Source organism: Polaromonas sp. YR568, from assembly GCF_943369675.1.
Classification (GTDB): domain Bacteria; phylum Pseudomonadota; class Gammaproteobacteria; order Burkholderiales; family Burkholderiaceae_C; genus Polaromonas.
Genome location: NZ_CALROB020000037.1, coordinates 1 through 21,053, shown reverse-complemented (window position 1 = coordinate 21,053; position 21,053 = coordinate 1). Strand labels below are relative to the sequence as shown.

19 protein-coding genes and 3 tRNA genes are annotated in these 21,053 nt (G+C 64.6%); 17 read left to right on the top strand and 5 right to left on the bottom strand.

Going from position 1 to position 21,053, the window contains the following annotated elements:
- Nucleotides 1–231: 231 nt before the first annotated feature.
- On the bottom strand, nt 232–2,193 hold the full coding sequence (locus tag ACLV8F_RS18550) for a site-specific recombinase (protein ID WP_411885677.1): 1,962 nt from the start codon (nt 2,191–2,193) through the stop codon (nt 232–234).
- A gap of 21 nt (nt 2,194–2,214) precedes the next feature.
- Nucleotides 2,215–2,634: a Co2+/Mg2+ efflux protein ApaG gene (apaG, locus tag ACLV8F_RS18545; protein ID WP_411885676.1), complete on the bottom strand. Its 420-nt coding sequence runs from the start codon at nt 2,632–2,634 to the stop codon at nt 2,215–2,217.
- Between the two features lie 114 nt (nt 2,635–2,748).
- On the opposite strand from apaG, the gene rpe reads away from it, so the two are divergent.
- From rpe to ACLV8F_RS18525, 4 genes are all read left to right on the top strand, one after another.
- A complete protein-coding gene (rpe, locus tag ACLV8F_RS18540; RefSeq protein ID WP_411885675.1) occupies nt 2,749–3,444 on the top strand; it encodes a ribulose-phosphate 3-epimerase in 696 nt (231 codons plus the stop codon).
- Nucleotides 3,445–3,532: 88 nt separating this feature from the next.
- The gene (locus ACLV8F_RS18535; RefSeq protein WP_411885674.1) at nt 3,533–5,245 is read left to right on the top strand and encodes an adenylate/guanylate cyclase domain-containing protein; all 1,713 of its coding nucleotides are present in this window, start codon (nt 3,533–3,535) and stop codon (nt 5,243–5,245) included.
- A gap of 152 nt (nt 5,246–5,397) precedes the next feature.
- Nucleotides 5,398–6,150, top strand: a complete 753-nt coding sequence (locus ACLV8F_RS18530; RefSeq protein ID WP_411885673.1) for a response regulator transcription factor — start codon at nt 5,398–5,400, stop codon at nt 6,148–6,150.
- A gap of 61 nt (nt 6,151–6,211) precedes the next feature.
- On the top strand, nt 6,212–8,728 hold the full coding sequence (locus ACLV8F_RS18525; RefSeq protein WP_411885672.1) for a PAS domain S-box protein: 2,517 nt from the start codon (nt 6,212–6,214) through the stop codon (nt 8,726–8,728).
- Nucleotides 8,729–8,755: 27 nt separating this feature from the next.
- Here ACLV8F_RS18525 and ACLV8F_RS18520 read toward each other — a convergent pair whose 3' ends face one another.
- The gene (locus ACLV8F_RS18520) at nt 8,756–9,325 is read right to left on the bottom strand and encodes a hypothetical protein (RefSeq protein WP_411885671.1); all 570 of its coding nucleotides are present in this window, start codon (nt 9,323–9,325) and stop codon (nt 8,756–8,758) included.
- A 168-nt stretch (nt 9,326–9,493) separates the two neighbouring features.
- On the opposite strand from ACLV8F_RS18520, the gene gph reads away from it, so the two are divergent.
- Complete coding sequence (gene gph, locus ACLV8F_RS18515) at nt 9,494–10,186, top strand: phosphoglycolate phosphatase (RefSeq protein ID WP_411885670.1); 693 nt, start codon at nt 9,494–9,496, stop codon at nt 10,184–10,186.
- Between the two features lie 59 nt (nt 10,187–10,245).
- Here gph and ACLV8F_RS18510 read toward each other — a convergent pair whose 3' ends face one another.
- Nucleotides 10,246–10,833 carry a chalcone isomerase family protein gene (locus ACLV8F_RS18510; protein WP_411885669.1) on the bottom strand — a complete coding sequence of 196 codons (588 nt, stop codon included), beginning with the start codon at nt 10,831–10,833 and terminating at the stop codon, nt 10,246–10,248.
- 446 nt (nt 10,834–11,279) lie between these two features.
- Between ACLV8F_RS18510 and trpE the strand changes: the two genes are divergently transcribed.
- Genes trpE through ACLV8F_RS18470 form a run of 8 tightly spaced genes read left to right on the top strand, consistent with a single transcriptional unit; the run spans nt 11,280 to nt 18,059 of the window.
- Complete coding sequence (trpE, locus tag ACLV8F_RS18505; protein ID WP_411885668.1) at nt 11,280–12,779, top strand: anthranilate synthase component I; 1,500 nt, start codon at nt 11,280–11,282, stop codon at nt 12,777–12,779.
- Complete coding sequence (locus tag ACLV8F_RS18500; protein WP_411885667.1) at nt 12,776–13,096, top strand: chorismate mutase; 321 nt, start codon at nt 12,776–12,778, stop codon at nt 13,094–13,096. The genes trpE and ACLV8F_RS18500 overlap by 4 nt, the downstream gene beginning before the upstream one ends.
- A 2-nt stretch (nt 13,097–13,098) precedes the next feature.
- Nucleotides 13,099–13,680 (top strand): anthranilate synthase component II, encoded by a 582-nt coding sequence (locus ACLV8F_RS18495; RefSeq protein WP_411885666.1) that lies wholly within the window; start codon nt 13,099–13,101, stop codon nt 13,678–13,680.
- Nucleotides 13,677–14,726, top strand: a complete 1,050-nt coding sequence (gene ltaE, locus ACLV8F_RS18490) for a low-specificity L-threonine aldolase (protein ID WP_411885665.1) — start codon at nt 13,677–13,679, stop codon at nt 14,724–14,726. The genes ACLV8F_RS18495 and ltaE overlap by 4 nt, the downstream gene beginning before the upstream one ends.
- 31 nt (nt 14,727–14,757) lie before the next feature.
- Nucleotides 14,758–15,423, top strand: a complete 666-nt coding sequence (locus tag ACLV8F_RS18485) for a LysE family translocator (RefSeq protein ID WP_411885664.1) — start codon at nt 14,758–14,760, stop codon at nt 15,421–15,423.
- 33 nt (nt 15,424–15,456) lie between these two features.
- On the top strand, nt 15,457–16,500 hold the full coding sequence (gene trpD, locus ACLV8F_RS18480; RefSeq protein ID WP_411885663.1) for an anthranilate phosphoribosyltransferase: 1,044 nt from the start codon (nt 15,457–15,459) through the stop codon (nt 16,498–16,500).
- Between the two features lie 5 nt (nt 16,501–16,505).
- Entirely contained in the window at nt 16,506–17,312 is an 807-nt protein-coding gene (gene trpC, locus ACLV8F_RS18475; RefSeq protein ID WP_411885662.1) for an indole-3-glycerol phosphate synthase TrpC, read from the top strand.
- 18 nt (nt 17,313–17,330) lie between these two features.
- On the top strand, nt 17,331–18,059 hold the full coding sequence (locus tag ACLV8F_RS18470) for a uracil-DNA glycosylase (protein ID WP_411885661.1): 729 nt from the start codon (nt 17,331–17,333) through the stop codon (nt 18,057–18,059).
- Between the two features lie 47 nt (nt 18,060–18,106).
- Here the strand turns inward: ACLV8F_RS18470 and ACLV8F_RS18465 are convergent, their stop codons facing one another.
- On the bottom strand, nt 18,107–19,210 hold the full coding sequence (locus tag ACLV8F_RS18465) for a patatin-like phospholipase family protein (protein WP_411885660.1): 1,104 nt from the start codon (nt 19,208–19,210) through the stop codon (nt 18,107–18,109).
- Between the two features lie 130 nt (nt 19,211–19,340).
- Here ACLV8F_RS18465 and ACLV8F_RS18460 point away from each other — a divergent pair.
- The 4 genes from ACLV8F_RS18460 to tuf all read left to right on the top strand — a co-directional run bounded on the left by ACLV8F_RS18460 (nt 19,341) and on the right by tuf (nt 21,051).
- Nucleotides 19,341–19,426, top strand: a tRNA-Tyr gene (locus ACLV8F_RS18460).
- 98 nt (nt 19,427–19,524) lie between these two features.
- Nucleotides 19,525–19,598 (top strand) — tRNA-Gly (locus tag ACLV8F_RS18455).
- 96 nt (nt 19,599–19,694) lie between these two features.
- Nucleotides 19,695–19,769 (top strand) — tRNA-Thr (locus ACLV8F_RS18450).
- A 91-nt stretch (nt 19,770–19,860) separates the two neighbouring features.
- Entirely contained in the window at nt 19,861–21,051 is a 1,191-nt protein-coding gene (gene tuf, locus ACLV8F_RS18445) for an elongation factor Tu (RefSeq protein ID WP_411885659.1), read from the top strand.
- Nucleotides 21,052–21,053: the final 2 nt, after the last annotated feature.

The following is a 21,053-nucleotide window of genomic DNA, read 5'->3' as shown; positions in this document are numbered from 1 at the left end:
TTAATTTACCGGCCACTTGCACAGGGGCCTGTAGGACAACACCGGAAATAAAGCCCTAGCGCTTGTCACCGCATGTAATGCGCAGGGCTTTGCAAGCCATGCACATTGTTTGAAGAGTTCAGTGAGTACAAACCAGCGGGGGCCAAGGGTCCGGCTTCGCCGGCCCAAGGCGCCGCCCCCTCGAGGGGGGAACAGGCTACACGCAGTGAGCCTGGACAGGGGGGAGCCTATTCAGGGCATAAAAAAGCTGCGGGGATGGCTGCGCCATCTTGCCCAGATCGCCGCGCGAATGCGGGCGCGGTCCACGTTGCTCACGTTGTGCGCCTGCAGGGCCAGGCGGAACGCGAGGTAAAAACTCACGCCGAGGTTCAGTGCGCCTATGAGTGGAATGGCGGCGATGCACCACCAGATGGCGAGGTGCCTGAAGGCATCGAGTCCCAGCGAGGCGCCGGCCGCGGCGAGCTGGCCGGTCGACAGCGTGACGTGGCGCGCTTCGAGTTCCAGGCCGAAGAAGCCGGTGAAAGGCGGTATCAGCCCCAGCATGAAACCCAGCGCGATGTTGGAAGCAAAGCCCGAGATGTTGTCGCGCATGAAGGTGGACCAGCGCGCCGCGCGCTCGCCGCCCAGGAAGGCGGTGATGCGCGGGTTGTGGCGCATGGCCGAGTCCAGGCGGTGCAGCACGAACCAGTTTTCGGTCCAGCCCGCGATCATGCTGGCCGCGAACAGGATGCCGCCGGTAAAACCGGCCCACATCAGCGTGGGGCCCAGCAGCGTCAGCGTGCCCAGCACATGCTGGGCTTCGGCGTTGCTGATCATGGGCCGGCCCAGCAACAGCTGGATCAGCGTGTTGACCAGCAGCACCGCCGGCACCACCATGAACACGTTGCCGAAGACCGCCGCCACCTGCGAGCGCACCAGGTGCGTGACTTCATCGACAAAAGCCGTGATGGTGCCGCTGGCGTCGGCCGAGCCGAGGTCCTTGAGCTTGGCCGCCATGGCCGGCGCCGTCATGGCGGGCTGCTTGGTGGCCAGCGTGAAATGCAGCAGCTGGATCAGGATGAAGCTGGCCGCGTACATCACGCCGGACCAGAAGCCGCTCCAGAAGGCCGACAGGCCTATGCCCACGATCATGAACTTGAGCAGCGTGGTGAAGGCCGTGACGGCGCCGCCGCCCATGGCCTTGCCCAGCATTTCGCGGTATTCGCCGCGCGTGCGGGTGATGTAGGTTTCACCGGTCTCCGCGCTGCGCTCCGCCACCTTGGCCGACAGCAGCGTGGAATTGGCGCTGATCAGCGCGCCTATGCTTTTGCTCTCTTGCGCGGTGACCACGCGGCGCCCCAGCAGCTTGACGGCCGCCATCGCGGGCTTGGGCGACAGCAGGCTGTCAAGCAGTTCGCGCACGCGCAGGATGCGCTCGCGCAGCTGGCGCAGGCGAAACACCATGCCGACCGAGATGCCGTTGTCTTCCAGGTGGGTGTAGATGCTGTTGACGGCCTGGCGGCAGGCGTCCAGCCGTTCGCGGTATTGGCCGATGGCGGCCTGCAGTTGCGCGTCGTCGCGCTCGGGTTTGAAGAAGGCGTTGCGCAGCCCGTCGATGTCGGCCGGCAGCGCGTGGAAGGCGCGCGCATGCGGCGTGGCGCGGTTCATGCGCAGGCGCAGCTCGGGCGCAAAGCCGGTGGCGCGAATCTGCGCCGTGCAGTAGGTGAGCGCGTCCATCAGGCTGTAGTGCCAGTGCAGCGCGTCCAGTTCGGGGCTGGCCGACAGCAGCAGCGTGAGCCGGGCGACCTGCGGCTCCTCGAGCGCGCCCATCCATTGCGCATCGAAGCGGGTGGGCGCCACCAGGGGGAACAGCTCGGAAGCGTCAATCGTTTCGGGCGTGCCGGGCAACAGCTTGCGGCGCAGGCGTTCGGCCAGCTCGCTGACGAAGGCCGTGCGCGGCGCGAAACCGAAATCGGCCAGCAAGGTGGTGATGTCGACGGTCTGCATCAACGTTTGCCACCAGGCTTGCAGGCGCGCGCGCAACTCGGGTTGTCTCTCGACGGCGTCCATGAAAGCCTGCACGCGCGCCACGGCGGCCGGCACGGAGGTCTGGTCGCCGCGTATCCATTCGAAAAGCTTGATCAGCCAGATGTGGCGCGCCGCCAGGTCGGCGTCCGGGTCCAGCGCCTTGAGCAGGGAGGCCAGGTCTTTCATCGGGCGGTCAGGGCCGTGCGCTCAATGCAGGACGCGGCGCGGAAGCGCGGCGCCGCCGCCATGGCCGTTGTCATTGACGTTATAGGCCTCCAGCACGAACATGGGGATCGCCGCCTCAAAACGCTCGCCGTCCTCGGCCACGCAAAAGTAGCTGCCGTGCATGGTGCCGCTGGGCGTGCGCAAGCGCGAGCCGCTGGTGTACTGGAAGGATTCGCCGGGCTTGAGCAGCGGCTGGTGGCCCACCACGCCCAGCCCCTTGACCTCCTCGTTGTGGCCTTTGGCGTCGCTGATGATCCAGTGGCGCGAGATCAGCTGTGCCGTGACGTCACCGGTGTTGGTGACCGTGACGGTATAGGAAAACCCGTAGACATGGTCTTCCGGCGCCGACTGCTCGGGCTGGTATTGGGGAATGACTTCGCAGGAAAATTGGTATTTGGGCATGGTGCAAGGGATTGGCGACCATGTTAACCGCCCGCCCCGGCTGTTGGCCCGGCGAAACAGCCCCGCCCCCAGAACGGGAAGGCGCGGGCCGCGGCTTGCTGCGACAATCGCGGGATGCCTCAAAACCAGCCGCCCACCTACCGGATCGCCCCCTCCATCCTGTCCGCCGATTTCGCCCGCCTGGGTGACGAGATCAAGGCCGTTATCGCCGGCGGCGCCGACTGGATCCATTTCGACGTGATGGACAACCACTATGTGCCCAACCTGACTTTCGGGCCCATGATCTGCCAGGCCCTCAAGCCGCACGCCAAAAAAGCCGACGGCACGCCGGTGCCGGTGGACGTGCACCTGATGGTGCAACCCGTGGATGCGTTGGCCGCGGCCTTTGCCGACGCCGGCGCCGACCTGGTGAGCTTCCACCCCGAAGCCTCCGGCCACGTGCACCGCAGCGTGCAGGCCATCAAGGCCAAGGGCTGCAAGGCCGGCCTGGTGTTCAACCCGGCCACGCCGCTGGACGTGCTGGACTGGGTGATCGAGGACATCGACCTGATCCTGATCATGAGCGTCAACCCCGGTTTCGGCGGGCAAAGTTTCATCGACTCGGCGCTGCGCAAGATCGAACAGGCGCGCAAGCGCATCGACGCTTCGGGCAAGGACATCCGCCTCGAAGTCGACGGCGGCATCAAGACCGACAACATCGCGCGTGTGGCCGCGGCCGGCGCCGACACCTTTGTGGCCGGCAGCGCCATCTTTGGAAAACCCGATTACAAGGCGGTGATTGACGCCATGCGGGCGGAACTGGTGAAATGAGCCAGAGCGCGGCGATGCGAACCCGCACGCGCCAGTCCCGGTAACCGGCCAGGCCGGACGCCGGCCCCGTCATTCATGGAGGAGCCGCATGATGGAAGCTGTGAACCAGCCGCAAGGCGGGCCGCGCCCCGTGCGCCGCTCCCGCATCCTGGTGGTGGACGACACGGCGGACATCCGGTATTTCCTCACCACCCTGCTGCAGGATCGCTATGAAGTGACGGCCGCCGCCTCGGGCGAAGAAGGCCTGCAGGCCGCGCTGTCCGACAAGCGCCCCGAAATCATCCTGCTCGACGTGATGATGCCCGGGATGGACGGCTACGAGGTCATGCGGCGGCTGGCGCGCGATACGCGCACGGCGGACATCCCGGTCATTTTCCTCACGGCACTCGGCAGCGTGGAAGAAGAGCAGTTCGGGCTGGACCTGGGCGCCACCGACTACATCACCAAGCCCATCAGCCCGCCCGTGCTGCTGGCGCGCGTGCGTTTGCACCTGGAGCGCAGCGCCAATGCCAAGCGCCTGAAGACCTTGTCCGAGCAGCTCTCGCGCTACCTCGCGCCGCAGGTCTACCAGTCGCTGTTCGACGGATCCCGCCAGGCCGAAATACAGACGCAGCGCAAGCGCCTGACGGTGTTTTTCTCCGACATCAAAAACTTCACGGCCTCCACGGCACAGTGGCAGCCGGAGGAAGTTACGTTTCTCCTCAACAGTTACTTTGAGGAAATGTCGCAGATCGCCGCCGAATACGGCGCGACCCTGGACAAATTCATCGGCGACGCCATCGTCATCTTCTTCGGCGACCCGCATACCCTGGGGCCGCGGCAGGACGCGGTGCAGTGTGTCAGGATGGCCGTCGCCATGCAGCAGCGCATGGGTGTGCTGCAGCAGCGCTGGAAGGACATGGGCATCCACAAGGCCTTCGAAATCCGCATCGGCATCAATTCCGGTTTTTGCGACGTGGGCAATTTCGGCAGCAACCTGCGCATGGACTACACCATCATCGGGCGCGAGGTGAACCTCGCCGCCCGGCTGGAGCAGGCCGCGGAGCCCGGCGAAATATTGATGTCCCGGGAAACCCACGACCTGGTGCAGGACGACGTCGAGGCCGACGCGCGCAAGCCCGTGATCGCCAAGGGATTTGCCGAGCCCATCACGGTGTATGCGGTGCGCCAGGCGCCGGTTTCGCCGTCCGCGCCGGGCGGGATGATCCAATGCGACCGGCCTGGCATGCGCCTGGAAATCGACCTGGGCCGCCTCACGCCCGCACAACGTGCGGATGCCGCCACCGAACTGCGCAAGGCGCTGGGCAGCCTGGAGGCTCCCGCCGCAGCGGCGATTGCAGCCAGGCCCGCCGCCGCGGCCGGCACCCCGGCTTCCCGCCTTGCCGCCGTGCAGGCGGCGGATGCGGCCGATTCGGAGGATGCCGTGCTGCCCGACAGCATCACCGGCCTGGATATGGCGTTGGGATTGAGCCGCGCCATGGACATGAAAGGCTTTTACCTCTCGATGCTGCGCCGCTTCATGGACGGCCGCGCGGACACGCCGGCGCGCATCCGCGAGGCGCTGCAGGCCGGCGACCCGAAAGCGGCTGAGCTGCTTGCCCACTCGCTGCGCGGGGTTGCGGCGCAAATCGGCGCCACGCACTTGCCGGGCGATGCCGACGCGCTGGAGCAGGCGCTTCACGCCAACGCGCCGCGCGCCGGCATCGAGGAATTGCTGCTGCGCATGGAGGCGTCGCTGGCGGAATTGATGGCGGCGCTTCACGCGGGCCTGCCGACGGCGGGCCCCGGGGAAACCCGCTAAACGGCCGGCCGGGCCCACTTGGTGTATCTTCGTCCTGCGGGTGCACGCCATTCGAGCGTAGTCCCTACACCCGCCCCCATACACAGACCATTAGAATCAGGCAGGGCGCCCAGGCGCATGTCATGCCCCTTATCCGGGAAAGGAGCTACACCGTGCACTACAACGACGTTTTCGCAGTAACGCCCAAAGGCCAGCAGGAACTGCGCAGCGCCGCCACCACGATCTCGCCGACCGAGGTCGAACTCCTGGTGCGCCTGGACGGCATCCTGTCCATCGCCCAGATCCGCCAGAGCGTCGGCGAGCCCGCCGCTGCGATGATCGAAAGCACCATGGGCCTGTTGCTGGCCAAAGGCCTGGTGGCCCTGGTTCAGGTGGACCCGTTCGCCATCACGATGCAATTCCAGCTGAGCCCGGCGGCCATCACCGCGGTCGACGCTGAAGCCGACGCCTGCGCGGCTTCGCTGAAAACGTCCAATTACTACGTGCGCATCGCGCGCCAGCGCGGGACGCCCCGGGTGCGCGCGCCGGGCGAGCGCCTGTCGGCCATCGTCGTCGACGACGAACCGACCCTGGCCAAGTTCCTGCACCACTACCTGACCTTCGAGGGCTTTGATGTCCGGGTCGCCGGCACCCGCGCCGAGGTGGTGGCCGAATTCCGCAAGCCGCCGATTCCCGACCTGGTGCTGCTGGACGTCATGCTGCCTGACGCCGACGGTTTTGACATCCTGCTGCGCATACGATCGCACCCGCAGCTCAAGGACGTCCCGGTGATCATGCTGACGGCAAAAGCCACCCGCGAGGCCGTGCTCAAGGGCCTGGCCAGCGGCGCCGATGCCTACATCACCAAGCCCGTGGAGACCGAGTCGTTGCTCCAGGCGGTGCGCACCGTGCTGGGTTCGCAGTAGCGCGCGGGCATCGCCAGATGAGCCGCTTTTCCTGTGACCCAGGCCTGTCGGCTCAAGCGCCATGAAGCTGGCTTCCCGCGCGACCATCAATGTCGCCCTGGCCACCGGGATGATCCTGATCATCCTGAGCATTGCCGCCTCCTACCTCACCATCAACGCGCTGATCAGCGGCACGCAGAGCGAAACGCGGGCCCGCGAAACCATGCTGCTGCTGGAGCAGGTCGTCTCGGAATTCAAGACGGCCGAGTCCTCGCACCGGCGCCACCTGCTGACCAACGCCGACCAGGATCTTGCGGCCTACCGGCAATCCCTCGTGTTGAGCCGGCAGGCGCTGGAGCGCGGGCGCACCGCAAGCGGCGCAAGCCCGGACTGGCGCGCGCTCGAGGAGGTCATGACCCGGCGCTTCGAACTCATGGAGCTGGCCACGGCCGCGCGGCAGCAGCAAGGGCAGGAGGCGGCCGCGGCCATCGTCGGCAGCCGCCCGAACCGGCAGTTGCACGACGAAGTCGACGCGCTGGTGAACGGCATCAAGCTGGCTGAATCACAGGCCCTGGAACGCTCGAAAGAGGAAACGCGGCAGACCGCGCAGACCGTCAAGCAACTCATCCTGCTGGGCGGCTTGCTGTGCCTGAGTGTGTTCGGCTGGGCGATCCAGATGATCTCCAAAACGCAGGAAAAGCGCCGCCGCATCGAGGCCAGGCTTTCCGACAGCGAAGCCATGAGCCGCGCCGTGACCGAGAGCATGGCCGAAGGCCTGGTGACGGCCACGCAGGAGGGCCGTATCGTCAACGCCAACAGCGCCGCGCGCCATCTCTTCGGCTACCGCCTCGAGGACCTGGTGGACCAGGACGTTGCCATGCTGCTGCCCACGCGCTACCGCATGGGCTTTGCCGCCTTCTTCTCCAGCCTGGGAAATCGCCACCGCGGCTTTCGCGAGTGGGACGTCAAAGTGCTGGGCCTGCGCCACGACGGCGTTGAATTTCCGGTGAACGTGTCTTTCGGCGACGTGAACGTGAGCGGGCGCAGGCTCTTCACCGCCATCATCCACGACATCACCGAAAGCAACCGCATCAGCGAGGCCCTGCGCGACAGCGAAGCCCAGTTGCGGGAACTGACCGACGCCGTGCCGGCCCTGATTGCCTATGTCGACAGGGAAGAGCGCTTTCAGTTCCACAACCGCGCCTATGAAGAAGTGTTCGGCCTGCAGCGCGAGCAGATACAGAACAGGACCATGCTGGAAGTCCTGGGGCCGCAACTGTACGGGCGGGTCAAGGGCTACGTGCAGGAGGCGCTCGCGGGGTATTCCGTGCGCTACGAGCGCGAACACGTGACACCGGGCGGCGAGCGGCGCGAGTACGTCATGAATTATTTCCCGCGCTACGGCGAGGGCGACGAGCAGGGCACCATCATCGGTTTTTCTTCGCTGGGCAACGACGTCACCGAACTCAAGCGCATAGACCGCATGAAGACCGAATTCGTCTCCACCGTCAGCCATGAGCTGCGCACGCCTTTGACCTCGATACGCGGCTCGCTCGGGCTGGTCTGGGGCGGCGTGACCGGGGAGTTGCCGGCGCAGGCCAGGAACCTCGTGGGCATCGCCAAAAACAACTGCGAACGCCTGATCCGGCTCATCAACGACATCCTGGACAGCGAAAAAATCGAATCCGGCAACATGCGCTTTGAGCTGCAGGCGATGGAGCTGGAGCCGCTGCTGGAGCAGTCCATTGCCGACAATGAGGGCTTCGCGGAACAGCACGGCGTGAAGCTGGTGCTGCACAAGGCCAAGGCGCCCGTGCGGGTCTGCGTCGACAGCGACCGCCTGATCCAGGTCGTCACCAACCTGCTGTCCAATGCCATCAAGTTCTCGCTGCCCGGGACTGCCGTGCAGGTGGCGCTGAACGTGCATGCGGGCCGCGCCCGGGTGGAGATCAGCGACAAGGGCCCTGGCATCCCCGACGAATTCCGCGAGCGCATCTTCCAGAAGTTTTCACAGGCCGACTCTTCCGACACGCGCCAGAAAGGCGGAACCGGCCTGGGCCTGAGCATTTCCAAGGCCATTGTCGAGCGCATGGACGGAAGCATAGGCTTCACGACCGAAGATCAGGTAGGAACGACCTTTTTCTTCGAGTTTCCCGTGTGGCGCGAAGCCCCGCCGGTCACCGCGCCCATGGGGCTTTACGAGATCGCGCGCCCGCGCGTGCTGGTCTGCGAAGACGACCCGGACGTGGCCAAGCTGATCGGCATGATGCTGGACAAGGGCGGCTATGACGCCGACATGGCGCACACCGCCGAGCAGGCGCGCGACTACCTCAAGATGGAGTCGTACGCGGCGATGACGGTGGACATCAAGCTGCCCTATGAAAACGGGCTTTCGCTGATACGCGGAATGCGGGCGAACAAACGCACGGCCCGCCTGCCGGTGCTGGTGCTGTCGGTCACCGCCGCGGAGGCGCGCCAGCATGCCGGCAACCAGGCGCTGGGGATTTCGGGATGGCTGGACAAACCGCTGGATGAGCAGCGCCTGCTCGACAGCCTGCGCCGGGCGATCAAGGCGCGGCCCGGCGCCAGGCCGGCCTGACACCCGGCCGCGCGCGGCCCCTCGTGTTCAGGGGTACAGCATTTCCTTGTTGATGCTGATGCAGCCGCCCGGCATCCTGATCAGGTACACATGGTGGGTCGCCGAATAGGGCAGGACGCTGACGTTGCGCCCTATCACGTTGAGCGGCTGCGCATAACGGAAATCCTGCTCGGCAACGTCCTGGCAGGACTTGTTCCAGGTGCTGACGGTGTCGTAGCCGACGTCGCAGCCGCCCATCAGGCCCGGGCTGAAAAACGCGCTGACGAGCGTCGTTCCCGCGGGCCCGTTTTTTTCAATCGAAGCCGAGAAGGTCGAGGTTGCGGGCGCCACGCGGTTGGCCATCAGCATCACGGCATAACTGCCTTCGGGCCCCGTTAGCACCGGCCCCAGCGTGCGCAGTGCTTTGGAGCAACTGGTGATTCCGGCGCCGGTCGCGAGCCGTTCAAAGGTGTTGGCGCCGGGCGGCGCGGCGGCCAGCGGCGGTGGTGCTGGCTGGGTCATCGTGGGCCCGGGCGCCGTCGCGGCCAGCAATGCGGCGCAGACCACCGCCAGTTTTCGGGCCGCCTGTTTGCGGCTGTCTTGAGAAAAAGAATTCATGGCATTCCCGGCATGTGCCCGGCGGCAGTTGAGGCAGTTGAACAGGCATGCCCTGCGCGGCGCACATCACCCGGGCATGGCGCTAGCGTACCGCAGAAAGCCGGCCTGCCGCGAGAGGGCGGCCGGGGTCTGGCATGATCACCGGTCCACCTGCCACTGCCGTTTTGCATGAACCCTCTTGACCTGACCCGCAGCCACTTCGACGCCGCCATGGTGGACCTGGACGGCACGCTGGTGGACACCCTCGGCGATTTTGTGGCCGCGGTGAACGCCATGCTGGCCGACCTTCACACGCCGGGCCAGGCGCACCATCCACTGGATGCCGCGACCGTGGGCCGCATGGTCGGAAAAGGCTCGGAAAATCTCGTGAAGGCGGTGCTGGAACACGCGGCGGCGGATTTCCCTGCGCGGTACGACCAGGCCTTCCGCAGTTACCAGCATCACTACGCCGCCATCAACGGCCGGCACTCCGTGGTTTACCCCGGCGGGCTGGAAGGCCTGCGCACCTTGCAGCAGGCCGGGCTCAAGCTGGCCTGCCTGACCAACAAGCCGCTGGCCATGGCGCGCCAGCTGCTCAAGCTCAAAGGCCTGGAGGGCTTCTTCAGTGAAGTTTTCGGCGGTGATTCCTTTGAACGCAAAAAACCCGACCCCCTGCCCTTGCTCAAGACCTGTCAAGCGCTGGGCACCGTGCCGGCTCGCACCTTGATGGTCGGTGATTCGAGCAACGATGCGCAGGCGGCGCGGGCTGCCGGCTGCCCGGTGCTGCTGGTGACCTATGGCTACAACCATGGCGAGCCGGTGCGCGGTGTGGATGCGGACGGCTTTGTCGACTCGCTGGCCGAACTGCGCTTTCAAAAATAAGCGGGCACAAATGGCAACGGGGCTTGCGCCCGTTGATCGTTTGAACTCCGACTTGGTGCTCAGTTCGTCTTGCCCAGCATCGCGTCCTTGAGTTTCCAGTCGGCGGGTTGCGGGCCCAGCCAGATACGCACCAGGGCGTTGAAGAATTCGACTTCCTTGAACGGCTCTCCTTGCGGTTTGCCTTTGACTGAAATGATGGTGCCGGTGCCGGGGATCCAGTCGATGGTGAAGCCTTCGCCGGCCACCAGCTTCTTCTGGTCGGCAAAGAGCTGGCCCATCTTGATCAGACCAGGGATCAGCTTGGACATTTCCGCCTTGGGCGCGTTTTCCGTGAAGGCGGTGGTAAAGCTTTTTCCCAGCTCATTGGAGTCGATTTCACGCAGCAGGGTGATGCTGATGCGCTTGGGGCCGGGCATGGCGTAGACCTCGTCGGGCGTCGCGGCCTTTTTGGGCAGGTACATCGCGGCCACATAGACCTTGAACACGGCCTTGTAGCGAATGCCGGCGCCGTTGAGCTGCAGCTTGGTGCCTTGAACCTCGATCGGGTCGTCGAGCTTGACGCCCGAAACCTCCATGGGGGCGGCAAGGGCGCTGAATGAAAGCATCAAACCGGCAAGGCCGGCCATGCATCGTGTGGTCAAAATCATGGCTTGTCTCCAAAGGTGGTGGAATAGAACGAGCGTTCTTTTTTATAAGCCAATTCTGAATTCAGTTACTGATCCTTACAACAGGGTTTGCGATAGGCATTGCTACCAGTTGTTGTAACTTTGCCAACGGCGCCTGGGGCCTTGCTGCCGTTTGCTACACTTTGCCCCTCATGTTCATTCATCGCATCATTCAAACAGGTTGTGGCGACCGGGGAGCCTGGCCCTGGCGTACCTGTCATTTCTCGCACGCCTGAGGCGCATGCGGGCCGGCACGCTGAAACGCTGCCATCGGCCCGCGCACTTGCCGCAGGTTTCGCGGCACCCCCCTTTTTTTATCGATGCCTTCGCGCAGCCAGCGCGCAGCATCCCGGCCCCGGTCTTCGGGGCGTTTTGAATGACAGGCGGCGGCGCTCCCATGTGCCTTGCCCCCTTGCGAAGGAAGCAACGTGATCACAGAACTCGAATTCAAAAGCCTGGCCGGCCAGGGCTACAACCGCATTCCGCTGATGGCGGAGGCGTTTGCCGACCTTGAAACGCCTTTATCCCTCTACCTCAAGCTTGCGCATTCCAAGGACGGCGGCAAATTCAGCTTCCTGCTGGAGTCGGTCGTCGGCGGTGAGCGTTTCGGCCGCTACAGTTTTATCGGCCTGCCGGCCCGCACGCTGGTGCGCGCCTCGGGCTTCGGCGCCGAGAGGGTCTCCGAGGTGGTGACGGACGGCCGTGTCGTGGAGACCTCGGCGGCCAATCCGCTGGACTTTATCGCCGACTACCAAAAGCGCTTCAAGGTCGCGCTGCGGCCCGGCCTGCCGCGGTTTTGTGGCGGCCTGGCCGGTTACTTCGGCTACGACGCGGTACGCCACATCGAGAAAAAACTCGAGGCCAGCTGTCCGCCCGACACCCTGGGCTGCCCCGACATCCTGTTGCTGCAGTGCGAAGAACTGGCCGTCATCGACAACCTCTCGGGCAAGCTCTACCTGATCGTTTATGCCGATCCAGCCCAGCCCGAGGCCTATGCCAACGCCAAGAAGCGGCTGCGCGAACTCAAGGAAAAACTCAAGTACTCGGTCAGCGCGCCGGTCGTCAAGCCGTCGCAGGGTTACCCGGCTGAACGTGATTTCGCCAAGGCCGACTACATCGCCGCCGTGGAAAAGGCCAAGCGCCTGATCGAAGCCGGCGACTTCATGCAGGTGCAGGTCGGCCAGCGCATCAAGAAGCGTTACACCGAGTCGCCGCTGAGCCTGTACCGCGCGCTTCGTTCGCTCAATCCTTCTCCCTATATGTATTACTACCACTTCGGGGATTTCCACGTGGTGGGGGCTTCGCCTGAAATCCTGGTGCGGCAGGAACAGGTCGCGGAAGGCCAGAAGATCACGATTCGGCCGCTCGCCGGCACCCGCCCCCGCGCTTCGTCACCCGAAGCCGACAAGGCCGTCGAGCACGAACTGGTCAACGACCCGAAGGAGCGCGCCGAGCACGTCATGCTGATAGACTTGGCGCGCAACGACATCGGCCGCATCGCCAAGACCGGCACGGTGAAGGTCACCGAGGCCTTTGCGGTCGAGCGCTACAGCCATGTGATGCACATCGTGAGCAATGTCGAAGGTGTGCTGCTTGACGGCATGACCAATATGGACGTGCTCAAAGCGACTTTTCCGGCCGGCACACTGACCGGCGCGCCCAAGGTCCATGCCATGGAAATCATCGACCAGCTTGAACCCACCAAGCGCGGCCTCTACGGCGGCGCCTGCGGCTACCTCAGCTATGCCGGCGACATGGACGTGGCCATCGCCATTCGCACCGGCATCATCAAGGACCAGACGCTCTACGTGCAGGCGGCGGCCGGCGTGGTCGCCGATTCGGTGCCCGAGCTGGAATGGAAGGAAACCGAAGCCAAGGCGCGCGCGCTGCTGCGGGCTTCCGAACTGGTCGAGGAGGGCCTGGAATGAGCACGTCCAGGCACCCAACCGTCGAGCACTGCCACAGCATGGCCGACGTGCGCCGTAACATCGACGCGCTCGACAACCGCATCGTGGCGCTGGTCGCCGAACGCAGCGCCTATGTCGCCCAGGCGGCGCGCATCAAACAAAGCGCGGACGACATCGTCGACGAGGTACGCATCGAATTCATCGTCGACCGCGTGCGCGCGCAGGCCCGCGCGGCCGGCGCTCCCGAAGGTGTCATGGAAGCGGCCTACCGCGCCATGATTGCCGCATCCATTGACTTTGAGCGCGGCGAATTCAAGCGCCTGCGCCAGGAGGCCTGAACATGAAGCGCAACAAGCTCTTGATGATCGACAACTACGACAGCTTCACCTACAACATCGTGCAGTACTTCGGTGAGCTGGGCGCCGAGGTCGAGGTGTTTCGCAATGACGAAATCAGTGTGGCGGACATCGCCGCGCGCGCGCCCGACCTGCTGGTGGTCTCGCCCGGCCCGTGCTCCCCGGCCGAGGCAGGCATTTCGGTCGCGGCGATCAAACACTTCGCCGGCAAGCTGCCCATCCTGGGCGTCTGCCTGGGCCACCAGGCGATAGGTGCGGCCTTCGGCGGCAAGATCATCCGCGCCCAGCAGCTCATGCACGGCAAGACCAGCGTGATCACCACGATTCGGCAAGGCGTGTTCGCCGATTTGCCCGAGCAGTTCACCGTCAACCGCTACCACTCGCTGGCGATTGAAAAATCGTCCTGTCCCGATGCCCTGGCTGTCACGGCCTGGACAGACGACGGTGAGATCATGGGCGTGCGCCACAAGGAGCTGCCCATCCAGGGTGTGCAGTTCCATCCCGAATCCATCCTCACCGAGCACGGCCACGCCATGCTGAAAAACTTCCTGGAGCAAACCGCATGAGCCAAGCTTTCACAGACCTGCGCAGCGACACCGTCACCCGGCCCACGGCCGCCATGCGCGAGGCCATGCTGGCCGCGCCGCTGGGCGACGACGTGTTCGGCGACGACCCCGGTGTCAACGCGCTGCAGGAAAAGATCGCCGGCCTGCTGGGCTTTGAAGCGGCGCTGTTCGTGCCCACGGGCACGCAGAGCAACCTGTGCGCCATCCTGAGCCACTGCCAGCGCGGCGACGAGTACATCGTCGGCCAGATGGCGCATTGCTACCGCTGGGAAGGCGGCGGCGCGGCGGTGTTCGGCAGCGTGCAGCCGCAGCCGCTGAACCACCACAGCGACGGCACCCTGGCCCTGGCCGAAATCGAGGCCTCCATCAAGCCCGACGACGCGCACTTCGCGCGCACCCGGCTGCTGGCGCTGGAAAACACCCTGGGCGGCAAGCTGCTGCCCTTCGACTATGTGCAGCAGGCCACCGCGCTCGCGAAAAAGCACGGCCTGAGCCGCCACCTCGACGGCGCGCGGCTGTTCAACGCCGCCGTTGCGCAGGCCGCGCAAACCGGCAGCAGCGCGCTGGCCGAGGCCAAGCGCATTGCCGGTTGTTTTGACAGCGTTTCCGTCTGCTTCAGCAAGGGCCTGGGCGCGCCGGTCGGCTCGGCGCTGTGCGGCTCGCGCGAGTTCATCGCGCGGGCGCACCGCATCCGCAAGATGGCGGGCGGCGGCATGCGCCAGTCCGGCATGCTGGCGGCGGCGGCCTCGCACGCGCTGGAGCATCACGTCGGGCGCCTTGCGCAAGACCATGCGCTCGCCAGACACCTGGCCGACGGCCTGGCCGGCATCGAGGGCCTGCAGGTTGAAGTGCCGCAGACCAACATCGTGTTCGTCGACCTGACGGGCGCGGCGCGCGAGCAATCGGCGGCGCTGCTCAAGCACCTGGGCAGCCAGGGCATACAGGCCACGGGCCTGTACCGCCTGCGTTTTGTGACGCACCTTGACGTGGACGCGGACGGCGTGGACCGCGCCGTGGCAGCGATCCGGAAATTCTTCAAGGCCTGAACTCTTCACGTCTTCACGCTGAAAGACCGCCATGGACATTCACCATCTGCTCTTTTTCATCGCCGCCGGCCTGTTGCTCAACCTCACGCCCGGCCCGGACGTGCTCTACATCGTCACCCACGCCCTGCGCTCGGGCGCGCGCGCCGGCATGGTGGCGGCGCTCGGCATCACGGCCGGTTGTTTTGTGCACATCTTTGCGGCCGCCGTGGGCGTCAGCGCCTTGATGGCGGCGTCCGCCACGGCCTTCACCGTCCTCAAATGGGCTGGCTCGGCTTATCTGGTGTATGTCGGGCTGCGCATGCTGCTGGCCAAGGTGCCCGCAGCCGGTGAAGCCTCCGCCATGAATCTCGCGGCCGATGAGGTCCGCGCTTCGACTGCTCCAGTCTTGAAGACCATCTTCTTCCAGGGCTTCTGGACCAACGCGCTCAATCCCAAGGTCGCGCTGTTCTTCCTGGCCTTTGTGCCGCAGTTCATCACGCCTGACATGACGAACAAGCCGCTGGCGTTTTTGCTGCTGGGCCTGCTGTTCAACTTCAACGGCCTGTGGGTCAATTTCGGCTGGGCGCTCGCGGCGGCCTGGCTGGCCAAAAGAGTGGGCGCAGTGCAGCGCGGCATGCATTGGCTGGAACGCGGAGCGGGCCTGATGTTCATCGGCTTCGGCCTCAAACTCGCGACTTCCGAAAATCCGGCCCGCTGATGCGGCCTTTATAAGAACGACCAGGAGAACCTCATGCCCCATACCCACAAGATCACGCCGCAGGAAGCCCTGCAGCGCACCATCGAGCACCGCGAAATATTCCACGACGAGATGCTGCACATCATGCGGCTGATCATGAGCGGCGAGATGTCGCCCGTGATGATGGCCGCGCTCATCACCGGCCTGCGCGTCAAGAAAGAAACCATAGGCGAGATCACCGCCGCTGCGCAGGTGATGCGCGAGTTCTCCACCAAAGTCCACGTGGCCGACAAGACGCACCTGGTCGACATCGTCGGCACGGGCGGCGACGGCTCTCACACCTTCAACATCTCCACCTGCTCGATGTTTGTGGCCGCCGCCGCGGGCGCCAAGGTCAGCAAGCACGGCGGACGCAGCGTCAGCAGCAAGTCCGGCAGCGCCGACGTGATCGAGTCGCTGGGCATCCACATCGGCCTGACGCCGGAAGCCATCGCGAAGTGCATCGAGCAGGTCGGCGTGGGTTTCATGTTCGCGCCCAACCACCACCCGGCCATGAAAAACGTCGCGCCCATCCGCAAGGAGCTCGGCGTGCGCACCATCTTCAACATCCTGGGCCCGCTGACCAATCCGGCCGGCGCGCCCAACATCCTGATGGGCGTGTTCCATTCCGATCTCGTGGGTATCCAGATCCGCGCGCTGCAGCGCCTGGGCGCCGAGCATGCGATGGTGGTCTACGGCAAGGACGGCATGGACGAGGTCAGCCTGGGCGCCGCCACCGTGGTTGGCGAGCTCAGGAACGGTGAAATCACCGAATACGAAATCCACCCGGAAGACTTCGACATGCCCATGGCCAGCAACCGCGCGTTGCGCGTGGAAACGCCCGAGCAGTCCAAGGCCATGCTGCTGGGCGTGTTGGACAACCAGCCCGGCGCGGCACGCGACATCGTCATCCTCAACGCCGGCGCGGCGCTGTATGCCGCCAATGTGGCCGACTCGATGAAAGCCGGCATCGTGCTGGCCCGGGCGGCGCTGGACTCGGGCGCCGCCAAGGCCCGCCTGCAGCAACTGATTTCCACCACCCAACAACTGGCAGCCTGAACACCATGTCCGACATCCTCGACAAAATCATCGCCGTCAAGCGGCAGGAAATCGCCGAAGCGATTCGCCGCAAGCCGCTGGACGTCATGCGTGAAGACGCCGAATCGCGCGTGCTGACACGCGACTTCGTCGGCGCGCTGCGCGCGAAGATTGCGGCCGGCCAGCCGGCGGTGATCGCCGAAGTCAAAAAAGCCAGCCCGTCCAAGGGCGTGCTGCGCGCCGATTTCATTCCGGCCGACATCGCGCAAAGCTACGCCGAGGGCGACGGCACGCTCAGCGCGGCCAGCCTTTCGGTGCTGACCGACAAGCAGTTTTTCCAGGGCAGCATCGACTACCTCAAGCAGGCCCGGGCTTCATGCGACTTGCCGGTGCTGCGCAAGGATTTCATGGTCGACCCATACCAGGTGTACGAAGCGCGCGTGATGGGCGCGGACTGCATTTTGTTGATCGCGGCCTGCCTGGACGATGCGCAGATGAAGTCCCTCGAGGCGCTGGCCATGTCGCTGGACATGGCGGTGCTGGTCGAAGTGCACGATGAGATCGAACTCGAGCGCGCGCTCAAGCTCAAGACGCCGCTGATCGGCATCAACAACCGCAATCTCAAGACCTTTGAGGTCTCGCTGGACACCACGCTGGGCATGCTCGGCAAGATTCCGGCGGACCGACTGCTGGTCACCGAGTCCGGCATCGCCACGCCTGCCGACGTGAAGCGCCTGCGCGACGCCGGCGTGAATGCCTTCCTGGTCGGCGAGGCCTTTATGCGTGCGGAAGATCCGGGGCTGGCTTTGGCCCAGTTGTTTGGCAGCAAGTAACTACCTGAGGCGGCAACTATGAGCCCTCCGCTTGAAACGTCAAAAAACGCACCCGACCAACTGGCGAGCGCGGACCCGGCGGACTGGCTGGTGGCGCCGGGCTGGCGCGCCACCGCGGAGGCCTTTTTTGAGAGTCCTACCGGCCGCAAGCTGCTGGACTTCCTGCAAGGCCGGCTTGCGGAAGGCGCGACGATCTTCCCGCCCCAGCCATTGCGCGCGCTGGAACTCACGCCGCCCGAAGACGTGCGTGTGGTCATCCTGGGCCAGGACCCATACCATGGCCGCGGCCAGGCCGAAGGGCTGGCATTTTCCGTCGCGCCCGGCGTGGCCTTGCCGCCTTCTCTGCGCAACATCTTCAAGGAATTGCAGCGCGACCTGGGCACGCCGCCGCCCGCCTTTCCGGTGCCCGGCGGCAGCCTGGTGAAGTGGGCCACGCACGGCGTGCTGCTGCTCAATACCTGTCTTACTGTGGAGGAGGGGCTTCCGGCCAGCCATGCCGGCAAGGGCTGGGAGGTGCTGACCGACACGCTGATCCGCCAGGTGGCGGACGGCGACCACCCGGTGGTCTTCATGCTGTGGGGCGCCCATGCGCAGAGCAAGCGGGCCCTGATCGACGCGAAGCGCCACAAGGTGCTGGTGGCCAACCATCCCTCGCCGCTGTCCGCCTTGCGTCCGCCGCTGCCTTTTATCGGTTGCGGCCATTTTTCGCAGGCGCGGGAATGGCGCGACGCGCATCCCAAAGGCTAGCGGGCCGCAAACATCGCACTGATAAATAGAGGCTCCGACCGGCCTCGTTAAAACTGCTGCTGAAGGCTGCCCACGTAATCGCGCCGGATATTGACCGTGCTTTGCTGGCCCAGCGCCTCAAAGTGGCGGCGCAGCCAGCGTTTGGCCGCGCCCTGGCCCATGTCGAACAGCTTTTCAATCATGGCGCCGTCGGCCGACATCTTGCTCGACGAGGGCAGGTCCTCCAGGGCCTCGCCGCCGTCGATGCGGTGCAGCAGCAGGCTTTTGTATTTCACGCCTTCCTGCAAACGTCCGTCGGCCAGCAGCCGGTTGATGAAATCGATAGTGCGCATCTGCGACAGCAGGCTGGCGTTGAAGGTCAACTCGTTCACGCGGTCCATGATGTCGTGCGGCGTGTTGGGCGTCTCGGGGCGCCGCAGGGGATTGATCTGCACCACGATGATGTCCCGGCTGCTGCACTCGCTGATCAGCGGCAGCAGCGAAGGATTGCTGGAAAAACCCCCGTCCCAGTACGATTGGCCCTCAATTTCGACCGCCCTGAAGAGAGTGGGCAGGCAGGTGGAGGCCATCACAGCCTGTAGCGTCAGGCGTTTGCCCGAGAAAATCTCGGCCCGGCCTGTCGTCACATGGGTCGCCGACACAAAAGTCCTGGGCACGTCCAGACCGGCAATGGCGGGAAAATCGATTTCCGCCTGCAGCAGCTTGCGCAGGGGGTTGATGTCCAGCGGGTTGGATTGGTAAGGCGAGAGCCATTGGCTCATTGCATTGCTGAAAAAGTTAGCGCCTACTTTGTCAGAAGGCCAGCCACCCAGGAGCATTTTGCTGATGCCGTCGGCCATGGACCCCAGGCTGCCCATGGCGGCTACACCTTGCCAGATCCGCGCCAGCGATACGCGGGCTGCTTCCCGGGGATTGGGCGTTCCGCTGTCCGGCTGCGTGGCGGCGGCAAACCCGTGCGCCAGCGCCACGGCATTGACGGCGCCCGCGCTGGTGCCACTGATGCCGTCAAACTGGATGCGCTCATCCTGCAGCAGGGCGTCCAGCACTCCCCAGGTGAATGCGCCGTGGGAGCCCCCGCCCTGCAACGCCAGGTTGACCCGGCGCAGGGAGGATGGTTCTGGCGGCGGGTGGGAGGTGGGTGTGGCGCTCATGGCGGTAGTTTGACAGGCACAAACCCGCGACAGCCATGGAACCGGCCTGGGCGGCACTTTTTAATGTTTTTGCGATGCCCCGGCATTTCGTTCGACATAAAACCGTGGCATAATCCGAGGTTCGCTTGAAGGATGGGTGCCCGAGTGGCTAAAGGGGGCAGACTGTAAATCTGTTGGCTAACGCCTACGCTGGTTCGAATCCAGCCTCATCCACCAGATTTTGTTGATTTTTGGCAAGCGGCCGGCGCAAACATTCGCGTAAAGCGGGTTTGGGTTGTGAGTGGTTTGATGTGAGTTGAATTTGGCAGAGCTGCGCGGGAGTAGTTCAATGGTAGAACCCTAGCCTTCCAAGCTAATGACGCGGGTTCGATTCCCGTCTCCCGCTCCACGAAACTGCGGTTTTGGGGTGTTTGCGGGCTCTGCTGGTTGATCTTGCGCCGGACTGCAGTGAGAGGTTTTGAAGTCTTTTGGCTTTTTGAATTCAGCCCTTTTGGCTCAGTGGTAGAGCACCCCCTTGGTAAGGGGGAGGTCGCGGGTCCGATTCCCGCAAAGGGCACCATATTTTGAGCTGGCGCGGCGCGCAAAGCGCTGTTGCCGGTTGTAGTGATTCACTGGTTTTGTAACTCTTTATAAATTTCTGGAGTTGAAAAATGGCAAAAGGCAAATTTGAGCGGACCAAGCCGCACGTCAACGTCGGCACGATCGGCCACGTGGACCATGGCAAGACGACGCTGACGGCGGCGATCACGACGGTTCTGGCGGCTAAATTCGGCGGCGAAGCCAAGGGCTACGACCAGATCGACGCGGCGCCGGAAGAAAAAGCGCGCGGCATCACGATCAACACCGCGCACGTCGAGTACGAAACGGCCAACCGCCACTACGCTCACGTGGACTGCCCAGGCCACGCCGACTATGTGAAGAACATGATCACCGGCGCAGCCCAGATGGACGGCGCTATTTTGGTGTGCTCGGCCGCTGACGGCCCCATGCCCCAGACCCGCGAGCACATCCTGCTGGCCCGCCAGGTCGGCGTGCCTTACATCATCGTGTTCCTGAACAAGTGCGACATGGTTGACGACGCCGAACTGCTCGAACTCGTCGAAATGGAAGTGCGCGAGTTGCTCGACAAATACGATTTCCCCGGCGACAACACCCCCATCATCCACGGCTCGGCCAAGCTCGCCATGGAAGGCGACAAGGGTCCCCTGGGCGAAGAGGCCATCATGAAACTGGCTGAAGCCCTCGACACCTACATTCCCCTGCCAGAGCGCGCTGTTGACGGTGCTTTCCTGATGCCCGTGGAAGACGTGTTCTCCATCTCCGGCCGCGGCACCGTCGTGACCGGCCGTGTCGAGCGCGGTGTGGTCAAGGTCGGCGAAGAAATCGAGATCGTCGGTATTGCCGACACGCAAAAGACCACCTGCACCGGCGTGGAAATGTTCCGCAAGCTGCTGGACCAGGGCCAGGCTGGCGACAACGTCGGTATCCTGCTGCGCGGCACCAAGCGCGAAGACGTGCAGCGCGGCCAGGTGCTGTGCAAGCCCGGCTCCATCAAGCCGCACACGCACTTCACCGGCGAGATCTACGTCCTGAGCAAGGACGAAGGCGGCCGCCACACGCCTTTCTTCAACAACTACCGCCCCCAGTTCTACTTCCGCACGACGGACGTGACGGGCGCGATCGAGTTGCCAGAAGGCAAGGAAATGGTCATGCCAGGCGATAACGTGTCGATCACCGTCAAGCTGATCAACCCGATCGCCATGGAAGAGGGCTTGCGCTTCGCCATCCGCGAAGGCGGCAAGACCGTCGGCGCCGGCGTCGTTGCCAAGATCATTGCGTAATT

Excerpts from the sequence above, each read along its gene's own strand:
- ACLV8F_RS18550 (WP_411885677.1), bottom strand. The coding sequence starts at position 2,193 with ATGAAAGACCTGGCCTCCCTGCTCAAGGCGCTGGACCCGGACGCCGAC.
- ACLV8F_RS18500 (WP_411885667.1), top strand. The coding sequence starts at position 12,776 with ATGAGCACGTCCAGGCACCCAACCGTCGAGCACTGCCACAGCATGGCC.
- ACLV8F_RS18495 (WP_411885666.1), top strand. The coding sequence starts at position 13,099 with ATGAAGCGCAACAAGCTCTTGATGATCGACAACTACGACAGCTTCACC.
- ACLV8F_RS18485 (WP_411885664.1), top strand. The coding sequence starts at position 14,758 with ATGGACATTCACCATCTGCTCTTTTTCATCGCCGCCGGCCTGTTGCTC.
- ACLV8F_RS18510 (WP_411885669.1), bottom strand. The coding sequence starts at position 10,833 with ATGATTTTGACCACACGATGCATGGCCGGCCTTGCCGGTTTGATGCTT.
- ACLV8F_RS18525 (WP_411885672.1), top strand. The coding sequence starts at position 6,212 with ATGAAGCTGGCTTCCCGCGCGACCATCAATGTCGCCCTGGCCACCGGG.
- apaG (WP_411885676.1), bottom strand. The coding sequence starts at position 2,634 with ATGCCCAAATACCAATTTTCCTGCGAAGTCATTCCCCAATACCAGCCC.
- ltaE (WP_411885665.1), top strand. The coding sequence starts at position 13,677 with ATGAGCCAAGCTTTCACAGACCTGCGCAGCGACACCGTCACCCGGCCC.
- gph (WP_411885670.1), top strand. The coding sequence starts at position 9,494 with ATGAACCCTCTTGACCTGACCCGCAGCCACTTCGACGCCGCCATGGTG.
- ACLV8F_RS18465 (WP_411885660.1), bottom strand. The coding sequence starts at position 19,210 with ATGAGCGCCACACCCACCTCCCACCCGCCGCCAGAACCATCCTCCCTG.
- trpD (WP_411885663.1), top strand. The coding sequence starts at position 15,457 with ATGCCCCATACCCACAAGATCACGCCGCAGGAAGCCCTGCAGCGCACC.
- ACLV8F_RS18470 (WP_411885661.1), top strand. The coding sequence starts at position 17,331 with ATGAGCCCTCCGCTTGAAACGTCAAAAAACGCACCCGACCAACTGGCG.
- ACLV8F_RS18535 (WP_411885674.1), top strand. The coding sequence starts at position 3,533 with ATGATGGAAGCTGTGAACCAGCCGCAAGGCGGGCCGCGCCCCGTGCGC.
- tuf (WP_411885659.1), top strand. The coding sequence starts at position 19,861 with ATGGCAAAAGGCAAATTTGAGCGGACCAAGCCGCACGTCAACGTCGGC.
- rpe (WP_411885675.1), top strand. The coding sequence starts at position 2,749 with ATGCCTCAAAACCAGCCGCCCACCTACCGGATCGCCCCCTCCATCCTG.
- ACLV8F_RS18520 (WP_411885671.1), bottom strand. The coding sequence starts at position 9,325 with ATGAATTCTTTTTCTCAAGACAGCCGCAAACAGGCGGCCCGAAAACTG.
- trpC (WP_411885662.1), top strand. The coding sequence starts at position 16,506 with ATGTCCGACATCCTCGACAAAATCATCGCCGTCAAGCGGCAGGAAATC.